Genomic DNA, 15,213 nt, shown 5'->3' with positions numbered 1-15,213 from the left:
CACCGTGCCCGGGAAGCGGAGCGAAGGAGGACCCATGAGCACCTGGCCGCCCCCACACCCCCCTGCCGTGACCGAGTGGAACGACACCGCCCGCGGCTATCCGCGCCACGAGACCCTGGTGGACCTGCTGGACCGCGCGGCCACCGCCCACCGCGACCTCCCCGCTGTCCGCACCACCGCGGGCACCGCCCTCACCCACGGGCAACTCGCCTCGGAAAGCGCCGAGTTGGCCGTGACCCTGCACGGCACCGGGGTCGAGCCCCGCACCCCCGTCGCGGTGCTCATGGACCACCTCCCGGAGACGGTCCTCGCCCTTCACGCCGTGGTCCGCGCGGGCGCCCACTACGTGCCGCTCGACCCCCGCTGGCCGGCGGCCCGCGTCGCGCGGATCGTCCGCTCGCTCGGCGTGCGACACCTCGTCGCGTCCGACTCCCTCCGGGACGCGGCGTACGAGATCACCGGGCAGGCCGGGGACGTCACCTCGCTCCTGCTCCTGTCCGCCGCGGCCGACGGCCCCCCGGCCCCGGCCGCGCGGTGGCTGACCCGCCCCGCCGACGGCGAGGAGGGCGAGCGCACCTGGAGCGCCCAGCACCTCCCGCGGGACCCGGCAGCGCCCACCCCGCCCGCGGCGGACGACCTCGCGTACGTCATCTTCACCTCGGGCTCGACCGGGGACCCCAAGGGCGTCGCGGTGCGCCACCAAAGCGTGGTGAACCTGGTCGACTGGTTCAACCGCCGCAACGGCGTGGTGCCCGACGACGTGCTCCTCCAGGTCGCCGCGTTCAGTTTCGACCTCTCCGTGTACGACGTCTTCGGGGTGCCCGCCGCCGGCGGCAGCCTGCTCATGCTCCCCGCCGCCGAACTCGCCGACCCGTACGCCGTCAGCGACGCGCTCCTCGACCACGGCGTGACCCTGTGGAACTCCGCTCCGGCCGCGTTCACCCTGGCCCTGCTCTTCGCCGCGGAGTCCGACCGGGGCGACCGGGGCAAGCTGCGCCGCGTCTTCCTGAGCGGTGACTGGGTGCCCCTCGACACGGCACCGGCGCTGAAGCGCGAGTTCCCCGGCGCCGTGCTCGTGGCGCTCGGCGGCGCCACGGAGGCGTGCGTCTGGTCGAACGACTTCGTCGTGGGCCGCGTCGACCCCGCCTGGAGCAGCATCCCCTACGGGCACCCCATGCAGAACTCCCGCTACTACGTGCTCGGGCCCGACCTGGCCCCCTGCCAAGTGGGCGAGGCGGGCGAGCTGTTCATCGCGGGGGACTGCGTCACCGCGGGCTACGTCAACGACCCGGCCCTGACCGAGGCCCGCTTCCTGCCCGACCCGTGGGCGGCCGGGGCGGACGAGCGGATGTACCGCACCGGTGACCGGGCCCGGTGGACCGAGGCCGGCTGGGTGGAGTTCCTCGGGCGGCTCGACTCGCAGGTCAAGGTGCGCGGCTTCCGCGTCGAGCTGGGCGAGGTGGAGCAGGCCGCGCGGCGGCTGCCGGGCGTGGCCGAGGCCGTCGCGGTGACCTGCGGCGACCCCCGGGACCCGGTTCTCGCCCTGGCCCTGCGCATGGCCGGGCCCGAGAGCGGCAGGGACATCCTGCGGCTCCTCGCCGACGAACTCCCCGAGTACATGCTGCCGGGCAGGATCCACGCGGCGACGACGCTGCCCGTGGGCCCGACCGGGAAGGTCGACCGCAAGTCTCTCGCCCGGCTCTTCGAACGGGCCCCTGCACCCCGGCCCTGACCCTTATCTTCTGGAGGAAGCCATGTCCCATCAGGACACCCCGTACGACGTGCTCGTGGCGGGCGCCGGAGCCGCCGGACTCTCCGCCGCGGTCATGCTCGGACGGCAGAAGCGGCGTGTCCTCGTCGTGTCACGCAAGGACCGGCGCAACTCACCCGCCGACCGCGTCAACAACATCCCCTACGCGCACGGCGCGTCACCCGCGGAGCTGTACCGCAAGATGGAGTCCGACGCCGCCGCGTACGGCGTCGAGTTCGTCTGGGACGAAGCCATCACCGCCCGTGCCACGCAGGAGTCGGTGACCGTCGACACCAAGGCCTCCGGGTCGCACACCGCCGGGCGGCTGCTGCTCGCCACCGGCCCCGTCACCGAACTGCCCCGGTGGCTCCCCGAAGGCCAGTGGGGCAAGACGGTCTTCGACTGCCCCTACTGCCACACCCTCGAACACGACGGCGCCGCCTTCGTGGCCGTGGGCACCGGGGAGGAGACCCTCCAGCACGCCCTGCTCTGCCGCCAGTACGCGCGCCGGCTCACCGCCGTGGTGTCCGACCCGGCCGCCGCGGGCCACCCGCTCGCGGAGCGCCTGGCGGCGGTCGGCGGGGAACTGGTCGTCGGCACGGTACGCACCGCCGACCGGCTGCCGTCCGGTGAGCTGCTGCTCGTCACCGACGCGGGCCGGGAGGTCACCGCGGGTGCCGTGGTCCTGGACACCGCGATCCAGCGGCCCAATCAGACCTTGCCGCTCGCGCTGGGCCTTGAGCTGAACCCGCACGGGTTCCCGCGGACCACCCTGTTCGGCCAGACCTCGCACCCCCGCGTCTACAACACGGGAAAGAGCAATCCCTCTTCGCCGTACTTCGCGTGGACGGGGGCTGCGGCCAGTGGCCTCAACGCGGCACGAAAGATCTCCGAGGACCTGGCCTTCGGCTGAACCTGTGCTTCCCCTTGCCTGCCGCACCCCTCTCCCTGCCCACCCCCGACCGCCCGTGGAGTCACCGTGACCGCTGTCCCCTCGCCCGCCCTCCCCGACGTCGCACAGACCGTGACCGACCGCTGGATGGCCGTCCTCCAACAGGACGAGGAACTGGAGGACTACACCTTCTTCGAGCTGGGCGGCACCTCCATCGCGGCCAGCCAGCTCATCCTGCAACTGGGCCGCGACTTCGGGCAGCGCATCCCGCTCACGGCGCTCACGAACCATCCGACGCTGCGCCAGTTCAGGGATCATTTGGTCCAGATTGTGACGCGGTAGTCCCCGCCGCCGGGGCTCAGTGTGTCGGCACTTTTAACGCGTCGTGAAGTCGATTCGTGACGCGTTGACGCCGGTCAGGTGATCAACTTCAATGCTTGGGTCCCCCACAAGATCAAAAACGGGGCGAGGCGCGATAACAGCGCGCGGGGGCGCCTGCAGTGAACTTGAAAGGCCCGACATGCTGAACACCTTGGGGATGGATCCTCTCGCGGAATCTCTGTACAGAGCCATGGTGGCCCATCCGGGAGAGCCGATCGCCGGTCTCGCTGCACTGATCGGCGCCGAAGAGGCCGAGGTGGAGACGGCCCTGTGCACCCTGAGCGCCCTCGCCCTCACCCAGGGGGACGGGGAGGGCTTCAGGGCGCTGAGCCCCCAGGTGGCCATGGGAATGATCCTGGCCCGGCGAAAGGCGGAACTGGCCGCCGCCCAGCAGAAACTGGAAGAATCCCGAGTGGCGGCGACGCGGCTGATCGCCGAATGCTCCGATCTCATTCCCGCCGTGGACGACCCTGAATTCGAGCGGCTGCACGACGCGACGGAAATCCAGCAACGGCTTGCCGCGCTGGCGTCCGAGACCGGGCAAGAAATCATGACCTTCGCGCCGGGCGGGGCGCACTCCGCGGAGGACCTGGCCGCCAGCAGGGAACCCAACGCGGCTCTGCTCGGCCGCGGCGTGCGGGTGCGCACGGTCTATGTCGAGAGCGGCCTGAAGCACCAGCCCACGCTGGACCACATCGGCTGGCTGCACGCGCAGGGCGCGGAGGTGCGCACCGCGGCGGGACTGCCCATCCGGATGATCGTGTTCGACCGCCGCCTCGCCGTACTCCCGGTGCGGATGTCGGACGCCCGGGCCGGAGCGATCGTGACCCGGGGCGAAGGGGTCGTGGCCGCCGGAGTGGCCCTCTTCGAGGCCGTCTGGGCCACCGCGAGCCCCCTGGCTGCGGGGCCCGGCGGCGATGCCGGTGGCCTCGCCGCCCAGGAGGCCGAAGTGCTGCGGCTCCTGGCGAACGGCTTCACCGACGAGGCCGTGGGCAAGCGCCTGGGCGTCTCCTCACGCACCGCCCGCCGCATCACGGCCGACCTCATGGAACGCCTCGGCGCGGCAAGCCGCTTCGCAGCGGGCGTCCGAGCGGTCCAACAGGGCTGGCTCCCCGCCGAGTGACCGCCCGCGAACGGGGAGCGCTGTTTGCCGATCGAAGCGGCACTTCATCCACTGTGGTGCCGACGTCCTGCTCGAGGTAAGAAGCACCTCATGCTTCCCGCCCACCTCGCGATCACCTTCGTCGCTGCGGCTGCCAACGGCTCGGCCGCCATCGCCAACCTCATCGGCCACGACTATCCCAAGAGCCAGGCCGACCGGTTGCGCCTGTCCCATTCCTGGATACGTCCGCTGGGCACCCTGTTGGCATCGGGGGGCCGCTGGGCCTGATCGCCGGCATCGCCGTACCGGTGCTGGGAACGGTGGCAGCCACAGGTCTGGTGCTTTACTTCCTCGGCGCGCTCTATGCCCATCTGCGGGTGGGCGACCCGTCGTCCGCGCACCCTGGCGCACTGCTACGGGAAGCCCGGAGGAACAACCGCGGCGACGGGAGCCAGAGCCTGGGCGGAGACGACGGGGGCTCCTGACCCCCCGTCACCACGCGCTCCGACCCACGAACTGGGCAGGCCGTGCCCGGCCTGGTGCCGGTCCGTGTCCCTTCAGGAAGCGGGTTTGCCGCCTTGTACCCTGGCTATCCGGCAGTCGTCCGGTAGAAGACCTTGCCGCTGTGCGGCTGCACCCCCAGCGCCTTGTACAGCGCCAGCGCGGGCGGGTTGTCGGCATCTGCGGTCCACTCGATCCGGGAGCAGCCGAGGGCCGCCGCCTCGTCCCGCAGCGCGGCCATCAACGCACGGGCCACGCCTCGGCGACGCGCCGATGCCCTGACGTACAGCTCCCTCAGGTACAGGCTGGAGGTCGCTCCCGCGGCCGGCCACAGCCGGGTGTACGAGGCGAAGCCGAGCATCTCGCCTTCGGCGCGGGCCAGGAGCACATGAGCTACGGGCTGCTCGGCAAACAGTGCGGCCCGGATCTGTTCGAGATCTCCGGGCACAGGGTCGCCGCCGTAGTACTCCTCGATTTCACCGAGGATCACCGAGATGACCTCAGCGTCGGTCTCCGTCGCCGTGCTGATCTCCACGCCCGCGCTCCGTCTCCGTAGGGGGCAGTGCCAGGATCTTCCGCAGCGCCCGCACCTCGTGCACCTCCCGTGCACCAGGCGGCACCCTAGTTATGACGTTGCGCGCACGGTAGAGGACCAGCGAGGTGCGGTGGTCGGGCTCCAACCCGACGACGGTGCGCGCCTCTTGGTCCGCAGCGGCGGCCGGATCACCATCCAGGGCCGTGCACATCGCCGTGTCGAGCGCCACCAGCGAGCGGTCCAGCAGCTCGGACGCCGGATACAGCTCGGCGGCCCGAGCCAGTTCCTCGCGGGCGCGAGCGGTCTCTCCGAGATGGGTGAGCGCATCGCCCGCATGGAACCGCAGCTGGGACTCCCCGTACCCGAACGCGGACCCGATCTGCTCGGCCTCAGGGAGCCGTTCGAGCGCGGTCTCCGCGGCCGCCAGGGCCCGCATCGTGGCCTCGCGGATTCCCAGTCGTGCGTGCGCGCCCTCGTCGAACCCGACCTGGGCCTCCTCCAGTTGGTGCGTCGTATGGGTGGAGGCGGTCACCCCCACCAGCCGCCCCTGGGTGTCCGCCATGATCACACCGGCTGCCGTCACGTCCAGCAGGGTGGTCAGGTGATCGGTCAGCACGTGCAGGAAGTCGATCAGATGGAAGCCGTCGACCAGAGTGTCCGCCAGGTCCAGAAAGGCCCGCGCGAGCCGCTCGTCCCGCTGCCTCTGCGCCATCGCGCCCACCTCCTCCTTCCGTTCGGCCCCGGCCCCTTGAGGAGAGGGCCGGGGCACGTTGTCGCTGTGGGAACAGTGTCCCGTCGAACGTCCTGCCGTGGAACGGATACCGCCATATGTCCGGCCATCGGCCCGCAGGCGCCGGCACGGGAAGTCGGGCGGCGAGCCCAGCGCGTTCCCCGGCCGCAGCGGAGCGTTACTTCTCCCAGCCCACCGTCTCCGGCAGCGGGCTGTAGAACATGGTCGCGCCCACGTTCGCCAGGCCCTTCTTGACGCTGTACGTCGACGGGCCGCTGAAGAGCGGGAGCAGGGCGTAGTTCCGCAGGGCCTTGCGCTCGACCTTGTTCGCCGCCGCGGCCTGCTCGGCCGGGTCGGGGATGTCCGCCGTGGCGCGGATCTCCTTGTCCAGGGCGGGGGACCCGGCCCCGGTGAGGTTCGAGTCGCGGTCCGAGCAGTAGAACTCGCACAGGGCGCGGGCCCCGAAGGGGTCCCCGGAGCGGTTGCCCGAGATGATCAGGTCGAACTTCCGCTCGTTGAGGACGCCGGCGAAGTCCGCGTCGGCGGCCTTCTTGATGGTGAGGCGTACGCCGACCGGCTTCAGCATCGCGGTGAGGGCGCCGGCGGTGGCCTTGTCCAGCGGGTCATCGCCGAGAAGGGTGTAGCCGATCTCCAGCTTCTCGCCGCCCTTCTCCCGGACCCCGTCGCTGCCGGGCTTCCAGCCCGCCGCGTCGAGTTCCTTCTTCGCCTGGTCGGGGCCGTACTTCAGGACGGCCGACACGTTGTCCTCGTAGCTCTTCTGGAAGCTGTAGAACAGGGCAGAGCCGGGCAGCGGCTCCTTGTAGTCAAGGCCCTGGAACCGGATCTTCGCTATCTGCGTGCGGTCGATGCTCTCCTGGATCGCCTTGCGTACGGCCTTGTCCCCGAGGACCGGCGACTTGGTGTTGAAGCGGAGCGAGTACTCGAACGGGCTGCCGCCGCTGCGGATCTCGGTGCCCTTCAGCCCCTTCAGCTGCTTGAGGCCCTCGGCGTCGCCGGGGGTGACGTAGTCGAGCTGACCGTTCTTGAAGGCGTTGAGGGCGGCCGTCGACTCCAGGTTCACGTACACACGCTTGTCGAGCTTGCCCCTCTTGCCCCACCACTTCGCGTTGCGGACGAAGGTGATGTCGCCCGAGTGGGTGTCCCACTTGCCGACGGTGTACGGGCCCGCGCCCCACTCGGGGTGTGCCTTCTTGACGTACGCCTTGTTGAAGGTGTCGACCTTTGCGGCCTTCGGGTGCAGGAACGTGTGGAAGAGGCTCGGCCAGGAGGCGTACACGCCCTTGAAGGTGATGACGGCCTGCTTGCTGTCCTTGCCCCGCGTGACGCTGGTGATCCGGTCGTAGCCCTCCGTGGTGGAGGCCGCGTAGGCCTTGTCGGAGCCGTTGTTGGCCTTCCACGTGGCCTTGATCGCGGTCCAGTCGATCGGTGTGCCGTCGTTGAAGGCGGCCTTCTTGTTGAGGGTGAGCGTGACCTTCTGGGTGCCGCCCTTGACGGACACCTTCACATCGCTGAAGTAGTCCGGGTTGTACTGCACTTCACCGGTCGGCGAGAAGGTGATCGCGTTCGCGTTGTACCAGCTCCACACCCGGGTGGCGGCCAGCGTGGAGTTGACGTTGAACGGGTTGCCCTGGTCGTCGAAGGTCCCCGCCGTCGTGTACGTCCCGCCGTCCTTGAGCTTGTCGTACGGCGTCGGGTTGTAGTCGGCGGCCCCCGAGGCGGAGGCCGGGGTGTTCCGCGCGTCCGCGCCGTCGTCGGATGACGACTGGCACGCGGTGGCGGTGACGGAGAGGGCGGCTAGGAGAGCGGTGGGCAGGGCCAGTCTGGCGCGCATGGGAGTGGATCCTTGAGTTGAGGGTGTCGCTCGGGGGTGGAAGGCGGCGGTCGGCCGTGGGGGCCGGATCCGCGGGGTGGCTCACGCCGCGTGGCAGGCGTACTCGTGGCCCGGTTGCCCCGGCACCGGCCTGGGCGCGGGGCGCTCCGTGCGGCAGCGCTCGCGGACGTCGTCGCCGGCGAGGCGGTACAGGGGGCAGCGGTCGATGAACACGCAGCCGCGCGGCAGGTCCGTGGCGCTCGGCTGCTCGCCGTTCAGGACGACGCGTTCGCGGGTGCGTTCGCGCTGCGGGTCGGGTACGGGGACCGCCGAGAGGAGTGCCTGGGTGTAGGGGTGCCTGGGGTCGGAGAAGAGGGTCTCCGTATCGCCGGTCTCGACGATGTGGCCCAGGTACATCACCGCGACGCGGTCGCAGACGTAGCGGACCACGGCGAGGTCGTGCGCGACCATGAGGTAGGCGAGTCCCAGCTCGCGCTTGAGCCGGGCCAGCAGGTTGATGACACCGGCCTGTACGGATACGTCCAGGGCGGAGAGCGGTTCGTCGAGCGCGAGCAGCTTCGGGCCGGTGGCCAGGGCGCGGGCGATGCCGACGCGCTGGCGCTGGCCTCCCGAGAGCGCGGCGGGGAAGCGGTCGCTCACCGTCGCGTCGAGGCCGACGAGGGTCAGCAGTTCGTGGACGCGGGAGCGGATCGCCGCGCGGTCGCTGCCGACGGCCCGCAGGGGTTCGGCGAGCAGCTGGTGGACGGGCAGGCGCGGGTCCAGGGCGCCCAGCGGGTCCTGCATGACGATCTGCACGTCGTGCCGCAGGGTGCGTGCGCGCCCGTCACCCGCTTCAGCACCAGCACCGGGACGGGCGTCCGCGCCCGTCGTCATTCCGACCTCCCTCCCCGCGATCTCGATGCGGCCGCCCTCGGGCCGCCTGAGCCGCAGGATCTCCATCAGCGTGGTCGTCTTGCCGCTGCCGGACTCGCCGACCAGGCCCAGCGTCTCGCCGGTACGCAGCTCGAAGCTGACCTGGTTGACCGCGTGCAGCGTGCCGACCCGGCGTTTGACGAACGCGCCCTTGGTGACGGGAAACGTCTTGACGAGGTCCTCGACGCGCAGCACCACGTCACCGCTCCCTGGGGCGCGCCCCGTGTCCGCCCGCTGGTCGACGGGGGTGACACCCCCGGCGGGGTCAAGGGTGCCCGCGGCGATCTCGGCCGCGCGCAGGCAGGCCACGTCTCCGTGGCCTGTGACGTGGCGCAGCTCCGGTTCCGCGGTGCGGCACGCGTCGAGCGCGACGGCGCACCGGTCCGCGAAGGGGCAGCCGTCCGGCAGACCCGAGAGGGCGGGCGGCTCGCCGCCGATCGGTACGAGGGGCCGGCGGACCCCGTCGTCCACGGTCGGCACCGCGGCCAGGAGGCGTGCGGTGTACGGCATCGCCGGCCGGCGGAACAGGGCGTTCACGTCCGTCTTCTCCACGAAGCGGCCCGCGTACATGACGGCGACGTCGTCCGCGTGGCCGGCCACGACGCCGAGGTCGTGGGTGATCAGGAGGAGCCCGGCGCCGGTCTCCTGCTGCGCGAGCCGCAGGACTTCGAGGATCTGCGCCTGCACGGTCACGTCGAGCGCGGTGGTGGGTTCGTCGGCCACGAGGACGCTCGGCCGGTTGGCGATCGCCAGGGCGATGACCACGCGCTGGCGCATGCCGCCGGAGAACTCGTGCGGGAAGGCCGATGCCCGGCTGCGCGGGTCGGGGATGCCGACGAGGTCGAGCAGTTCGACGGCCTGCTCCCAGGCGGCCTTCTTGGACAGGTCCTGGTGGACCCGCAGCGCGTCGGAGAGCAGTCTGCCCACGGAGAAGATGGGGGTGAGCGCGGACAGGGGGTCCTGGAAGACCATGCCGATGGAGTTGCCGCGTACCCGCGAAAGGGCTCGGTCGTCGAGGCCGATCAGGTCCTGACCGCCGAGCAGGACCTGGCCGCTCAGCCGGGCGGTCGGGGGCAGCAGGCCCATGACGCCCATCGCGGTGGCCGACTTGCCCGAGCCGGACTCGCCGACGATGCCGAGGGTCCGGCCGGGCAGCACGTCGAAGCTGACGCCGCGTACCGCTTCGACGCGCCCCGCCTCGGAGGGGAAGGAGACCCGCAGGTCCCGTACGGAGAGCACGGGGGTGGCGCCGGTGGTGGAGGCCCCGTCGCGCAGGGGAGTGGTGAGGGTCATCGTCGGCCTCCCGCCGCGCCGGTCACAGAGGTGGGGTCGAGGGCGTCGCGAAGGCCGTCGCCGATGAAGGTCATCGACACGGTGAGCAGGACGAGGAGGCCCGCGGGAAAGGCGAACAGCCAGGGGGCACTGGTGACGGTGGTCGCCCCGTCGGCGAGCATCGTGCCGAGGGAGACGTCCGGGGTCTGCACGCCGAAGCCCAGGAACGACAGCGCGGTCTCGCTGAGCACGGTCGACACGACGCCGAGCGTCAGGTTGACGATGAGCAGGGAGCCGAGGTGGGGAATGATGTGGCGCAGGATGATGCGCGCCGGGCTCACGCCCATGAACTCCGCCGCCGTCACATAGTCCCGTTCGCGCAGCGAGGTCGACACGGACCAGATGACCCGGGCGGTGGACATCCAGCCGAAGACGGTGAGGACGAGGATGAGGACGCGCCAGTCACCGGCCAGGTGGTTGGACACCAGGGCGAGGACGAGGAACGAGGGCACGATCAGCAGGAAGTGGATGAAGCCGAGCGTGACCCGCTCCACCCGGCCCCCGAAGTACGCGGCGCTCGAACCGATGACCGCGGCGACGAGGATCGTCAGGACGGACACGCTCACGGCGATCACCAATGAGCGCCGCAGCCCGTGCACCGCGCAGGCGTAGATGTCGTTGCCGCCCTGGTTGGTGCCGAACCAGTGCAGGTCGCTCGGCGGCTGGGTGAGAGCCGTGAAGTCGGCGTCGGTGTGGGCGTAGGACGTGAACAGGCCGCCGAAGACGCTGAAGAGCACGAGCAGCGCGAAGATCACGACTCCGGCGACCGCGAGGCGGTTGCGCAGGAAGCGGCGCAGATAGAGCCGGCCGCGGCCGAGGTCGCGACGCGCCTCGACGGTGGGGAGCGTTGCCGTCATGTCAGCTCACCCGCACTCTCGGGTCGAGGAAGACCGTGGCGATGTCCGCGAGGATCGCGCCGACCGCGGTGAGCACCGCGGCGAACGCGGCCGTCGCGACCGCTCCGTGTACGTCGTTCTTGCTGATGGTCTGGATGAAATAGCGGCCCATGCCGTTCCAGCCGAAGATCGTCTCGGTGATGACGGCGCCGGTGAAGACGGCGGGCACGCTGAACGCCACGGAGGCCGCCGTCGGGATCAGCGAGGCCCGCAGCGCGTGCCTGCGGACGGCCTGGCCGCGGGTGAGGCCGGTGGCCTGTGCCGTGCGTACGAAGTCGGCGTTGATCGTGTCGAGCAGCAGCGAACGCTGCGTCAGGTGGTAGCCCACGTAACCCATCAGCGTCAGGGTGAGCGTCGGCAGGAGCAGATGCAGGAGGCGGTCACCGATCGTCGGCAGCAGTCCCTCCACATCGGGTGAGTTCTCCCCGGCGACGTAGAGGAAGTCGAGCCCCGCGTGCTGGTTGAGCCAGATGGCGACGAAGACCACGGCGAGGGCGGCCACGGACGCCGGGACGTTGAACACCGCGATGGAGACGGCCTGCGAGATCCGGTCGGCCGCACCGTACTGGCGAGCGGCGGTGTACACGGCGAGGGCGACGCCGATGACGACGGACAGGACGGTCGCCGTGAGCACCAGCTCGGCGCTGACCAGGGCGCGGTAGCCCACTTCGCCGTTGACCGGGACACCGGTGGGTGACGTACCCCAGTCGAAGTCGAGGACCACCGAGGTGAGCCATTGCCACCAGCGCTGCACCAGCGGTGTGCCGGGGTCGAGGTTGTACGGGGCGAGGGCCCGGGAGATCTGCTCCTGGCTCGGGGCTGGGCGCAGCTCCTTGAAGTTCGACCGCGGGTCGAGGAACCAACTGGCCAGGAAGTACGTGGCGTTGGTGGCGACCACGATCATCAGGAACCAGCCGCCCGCCTTGCGCATCACATAGCGCACGGTGCGGACCGCCCCCTCACCACACGCGCGGGACGCGCCGGAACGGCGCCGGGGAGACAGGTCGAGTACATGTGCGGCGGAGCTTTCTCTGGGCGTGCGGATCGATGTGGGGTTGATGTGCCACGAAGGGGCGAACGCCAGCTTGTTCGCGCGGTGGGTGTCCAGGCCAGCTTTCGGCGGGTTTCGCCACGAGGCCGCAATGCTGCGGTAGGGACTGCAATGTCGCCGTAGCAAAACGATCTTGGGTGGGGAGGGGAGCGGGCTGCTGGCGGCACGGCCCCGACCGCCTGGCGCTGCGGGCCGTGGGGCCACGGTCACGTGGGGCCACGGTCACCCGCTTGGACACCTTCGTCGAGCGCCGCCCGCGGGGGCGTGTTGATCTTGCGGGGGGTGTCGTATCCCGTCTCGCGAAGGGAGCGGCATGCCTGCCCCAGGGCACCCATGGAGCCCCCAGCCGCACGCGCGACCAGAGGAGGACGATGTCCAGGCCCGAACGACGACGTCAGCTTCTGACCACCACAGCCTCGGTCGCCGCCCTGACGGCGGCGCTGCTCTGCGCTCCCGGCAAGGTGTCGGCGGCGACGCTCGACGACGCGTGCCGTACGACGAAGACGTCCATGCCGCGCGGTGACTGCGGCGCCTTCCGCCAGGTCTTCGCCGAGGACTTCACCGGCGATCGCGTACCCCTCGGGTCCTTCAGCGACTGCGACCACCACGCCGACACCAGGCGGGCCTACTGCGGCGGGCTGACGGGGGAGTACCGGGCCAACTGGTGGGCGTATCCCTCGGGTTGGCCGGACACCGCGAAGAGCGGAGCCGATGGCAATACGGGCCGGGCCGTCGGAGGGACCTACCGCCCCGAGGACACCGTCAGCGTCGGTCCTGCCGCCGACGGCGACGGCCGCATGAGGATCCGCATGTGGCGCCCCTCCCGCGGAGGTGACATCCACTCCGCGGCGGTCGTGCCGCGCCAGGCCATGGAGCAGCGCTACGGGAAGTTCTCCGCCCGCATCAAGGTCACGCGAGCGGCACCCGGCTACAAGTCGGCATGGCTGCACTACGGCGGCGGCTGCGAGATCGACTACCCGGAACAGAACTGGACCGACACGATCACCGCCTTCCACCACCCCTGCACGGGCGAGCCCCAGGGCACCTTCCCGACCGACGAGAAGTGGACCGAGTGGCACACCGTGAGCACCGAGTGGACCCCCGGCCGCGTGCGCTTCCTCATGGACGGCAGGAAGATCGGCGAGGACACCCGCGGCGTACCGTCATGCCCCCTGAGCTGGATCCTCCAGAACGAGAGCGCCCTGTACGGACCGGAGGCGGAGCCGGGGTCGTGGGCGCAGCTGGAGATTACTTGGGTGGTGACGTATGCGTACGGGGGCACGGCGAGCCGGAGTCCGTGAGGGGCCGCCGATGCGGGCTTGGTCTTCGGCCTGGCTGGGGCCGGGGCCCGCGCCGACCGGGTGGCGGTCCGTCGCTTCGGTGGGGTGAAGGGGCACGACGGGGTGCCGTTCAACTCCCGCGCTGCCGCCGGGGGCGGACTCTCCCCAGCGAAGGTCGGCGGGGGAGTGGTAGGGCGCCGATTCGAGGGGCTCCGCGGACATTAGTGGAGGGGGGCAAAGCTCACAGTGGGGGCTGATCCCTGTAGCCCGGCGGCTGTCGCGTGCCTTCGGCACACGCAGCGGCGGCCTTCGGCAGGCCGGTGAAGTCGGTCTTCAGCGGGCTGAGGCGCTCCAGGCTGGACAGTCTGATCGTTTTCTGGTTCAGGCACCGATCGTTCAGGACTGCCGTGGGCAGGACGTAGAAGGTCCATTGGTCGAGAGCCAGGGGATCGAGGGTCTGCTTGTCTTGGTGGTGCAGCAGGCAGAAGACGTACATGTCGGAGCGTCGCTGTATTTCGGGCGAGGTGGAGCCGGTCCGGGCGTCCCAGCCGGAGGCCGGCGCGATGGAGAACGAGATCTCCGACAACTGGCTTTGCGCCCACGACTGCAGGTACGCCGACGACTTCACCTCCACACGCCACTTCTCGGGCGTACGGATGTCGACGGTGTCCCACTCTGTTCGGGTGCCGGCGGCGGCGCCGAGCGCTGTGGCAACGAGGTACTCGGCCAAGATGCCGCGCATGGTGTTGTTGGCCAGGTCGGAGCACGCCCAGCTCCAGAAGTCGCCGAGTCTGCCCACTGTTTCCCCGCTGGCTCGGATCGGCTCATTGCCGCTGTGACGCGTCATGGGCAGCGGGCCAAGGCCGGCGGTGTTCATGTTGTTCTCCTGAGGATGGTTCGCGGCGGGTAGCGACCAGCCTGCCATCCGGTGCTGACAACGTAGTTGCGACCGCCCCGAAGCGTCGGTCGGAGGCGGTCAGCGATGGCCGACAAGCACGCCTCGTGCTTCCCGCGGCACGAGAAGCGCTCGGGCAGCCCTTCGGGTCCTGGAAGGCTTGCGGGCTGACCGCAGCCGAATCGGCTGAGCGGGATCGCTTGACGCGACGCGTCGACCGGAACGGTAAAACACGGACTGCCGAGCTTGCCGAACCGTTATGAGTGCTGGCCAGCCGCCCGTAGTAGCCGCGCTGACCGTTACGGCAGCCGCGAATCAGTGTAAGGAGGGTGGCTTGATCATGTACATCTCTGCGCAGCGGCTCCTACGGAGCGAAGGTGTCGGCCATGGCCTGGGCGAGTTCGTCGATCGTCCGCACCACGCCCCTGGGCGGCGCTATCCAGATCCGAGGCTCGGCGTCGCGGTCGTGATCGGCATCCGCCTGGCAGGGTGAGGGCGGAGCGCCGCCCAGTGCGGCCTACTCGTAGGCCCAGGCCCGGCCGGTCTGCCGGTACTCCTCCACCGGGATCGGGTCGACGCCGGTTCGCATGCGAGTGGTGTACAGCAGGCCATCAAGGTGGTCGATCTCGTGGTGGATGAGGCGGGCAAGGCCGCGTTTGTACACGGTGGTCACGATCTCGCCGGTCAGGGCCGTGGTCTCAACGGTGATTCTCAGGGGGCGGGGGACGAGTCCGCGGACGTCGAAGAAGCTCAGGCAGCCTTCGTACTGCTCGTCCATCTCGTCGGAGAGGTCGATGATCCGCGGGTTGAGCAGGATGATGGCGGGCGCGTCGCCGGCCGGCTGGACGACGGCCGAGGTACGACCGATGCCGAGCTGCGGGGCCGCGATGCCCATGCCCTTGGCGAACGGGTGGACCTGGCGGATCCGTTCCATGGCAGCGAAGAGCTTGTCGGTGATGCGCTCGGCCTCGTCGCGTTCGGCGGGCAGGTCGAAGGAGCGGGCCGGTTCGACGAGGATGCCAGCGCCATGCTGGACGACGCCGAGGTCTCGCATCCGCTGACTGGGCCGCACGTCAATCACCTGAACTCCTCTTGGTTCATGTT

The 15,213-nt window shown here is 70.4% G+C and carries 16 protein-coding genes; 8 read left to right on the top strand and 8 right to left on the bottom strand.

The genetic code is table 11. The annotated features are described in order from the left end of the window. Positions 1-34 precede the first annotated feature (34 nt). The 6 genes from AC07GB_RS18360 (at position 35) to AC07GB_RS18335 (ending at position 4,610) form a co-directional block, all read left to right on the top strand. A complete protein-coding gene (locus AC07GB_RS18360) occupies positions 35-1,732 on the top strand; it encodes an amino acid adenylation domain-containing protein (protein WP_478846575.1) in 1,698 nt (565 codons plus the stop codon). Between the two features lie 22 nt (positions 1,733-1,754). Next, positions 1,755-2,663, top strand: coding sequence for an FAD-dependent oxidoreductase (locus AC07GB_RS18355; RefSeq protein WP_478846573.1), 909 nt, complete (start codon positions 1,755-1,757; stop codon positions 2,661-2,663). Positions 2,664-2,729: 66 nt separating this feature from the next. After that, on the top strand, positions 2,730-2,984 hold the full coding sequence (locus tag AC07GB_RS18350; protein ID WP_478846571.1) for an acyl carrier protein: 255 nt from the start codon (positions 2,730-2,732) through the stop codon (positions 2,982-2,984). 229 nt (positions 2,985-3,213) lie between these two features. Continuing rightward, entirely contained in the window at positions 3,214-4,146 is a 933-nt protein-coding gene (locus tag AC07GB_RS18345) for a helix-turn-helix transcriptional regulator (protein WP_478846569.1), read from the top strand. A 90-nt stretch (positions 4,147-4,236) separates the two neighbouring features. Continuing rightward, a complete protein-coding gene (locus AC07GB_RS18340; protein ID WP_478846567.1) occupies positions 4,237-4,413 on the top strand; it encodes a hypothetical protein in 177 nt (58 codons plus the stop codon). A 20-nt stretch (positions 4,414-4,433) separates the two neighbouring features. After that, complete coding sequence (locus AC07GB_RS18335) at positions 4,434-4,610, top strand: DoxX family protein (protein ID WP_478846565.1); 177 nt, start codon at positions 4,434-4,436, stop codon at positions 4,608-4,610. Positions 4,611-4,714: 104 nt separating this feature from the next. Here AC07GB_RS18335 and AC07GB_RS18330 read toward each other — a convergent pair whose 3' ends face one another. The 6 genes from AC07GB_RS18330 to AC07GB_RS18305 form a co-directional block, all read right to left on the bottom strand. Continuing rightward, the gene (locus AC07GB_RS18330) at positions 4,715-5,161 is read right to left on the bottom strand and encodes an N-acetyltransferase family protein (RefSeq protein ID WP_478846563.1); all 447 of its coding nucleotides are present in this window, start codon (positions 5,159-5,161) and stop codon (positions 4,715-4,717) included. Further along, a complete protein-coding gene (locus tag AC07GB_RS18325) occupies positions 5,127-5,873 on the bottom strand; it encodes a hypothetical protein (protein WP_478846561.1) in 747 nt (248 codons plus the stop codon). The genes AC07GB_RS18330 and AC07GB_RS18325 overlap by 35 nt, the downstream gene beginning before the upstream one ends. A gap of 196 nt (positions 5,874-6,069) precedes the next feature. Further along, on the bottom strand, positions 6,070-7,743 hold the full coding sequence (locus AC07GB_RS18320) for an ABC transporter family substrate-binding protein (protein ID WP_478846560.1): 1,674 nt from the start codon (positions 7,741-7,743) through the stop codon (positions 6,070-6,072). 81 nt (positions 7,744-7,824) lie between these two features. Then, the gene (locus tag AC07GB_RS18315) at positions 7,825-9,948 is read right to left on the bottom strand and encodes a dipeptide ABC transporter ATP-binding protein (protein ID WP_478846558.1); all 2,124 of its coding nucleotides are present in this window, start codon (positions 9,946-9,948) and stop codon (positions 7,825-7,827) included. Beyond that, a complete protein-coding gene (locus tag AC07GB_RS18310) occupies positions 9,945-10,844 on the bottom strand; it encodes an ABC transporter permease (RefSeq protein ID WP_478846556.1) in 900 nt (299 codons plus the stop codon). The genes AC07GB_RS18315 and AC07GB_RS18310 overlap by 4 nt, the downstream gene beginning before the upstream one ends. A 1-nt stretch (position 10,845) precedes the next feature. Continuing rightward, entirely contained in the window at positions 10,846-11,814 is a 969-nt protein-coding gene (locus tag AC07GB_RS18305) for an ABC transporter permease (RefSeq protein ID WP_478846896.1), read from the bottom strand. Positions 11,815-12,305: 491 nt separating this feature from the next. Here AC07GB_RS18305 and AC07GB_RS18300 point away from each other — a divergent pair, with 491 nt between their 5' ends. After that, entirely contained in the window at positions 12,306-13,235 is a 930-nt protein-coding gene (locus AC07GB_RS18300) for a glycoside hydrolase family 16 protein (RefSeq protein ID WP_478846555.1), read from the top strand. A gap of 220 nt (positions 13,236-13,455) precedes the next feature. On the opposite strand, the gene AC07GB_RS18295 is transcribed toward AC07GB_RS18300, so the two are convergent. Continuing rightward, entirely contained in the window at positions 13,456-14,091 is a 636-nt protein-coding gene (locus AC07GB_RS18295) for a hypothetical protein (protein WP_478846553.1), read from the bottom strand. Between the two features lie 352 nt (positions 14,092-14,443). On the opposite strand from AC07GB_RS18295, the gene AC07GB_RS18290 reads away from it, so the two are divergent. Beyond that, positions 14,444-14,602, top strand: coding sequence for a hypothetical protein (locus AC07GB_RS18290; protein WP_478846551.1), 159 nt, complete (start codon positions 14,444-14,446; stop codon positions 14,600-14,602). Between the two features lie 24 nt (positions 14,603-14,626). On the opposite strand, the gene AC07GB_RS18285 is transcribed toward AC07GB_RS18290, so the two are convergent. After that, entirely contained in the window at positions 14,627-15,181 is a 555-nt protein-coding gene (locus tag AC07GB_RS18285; RefSeq protein WP_478846550.1) for a peptide deformylase, read from the bottom strand. Positions 15,182-15,213 lie beyond the last annotated feature (32 nt).

This window comes from Streptomyces sp. NPDC045778, assembly GCF_056431945.1.
This window is presented reverse-complemented; position numbering and strand designations above follow the sequence as displayed.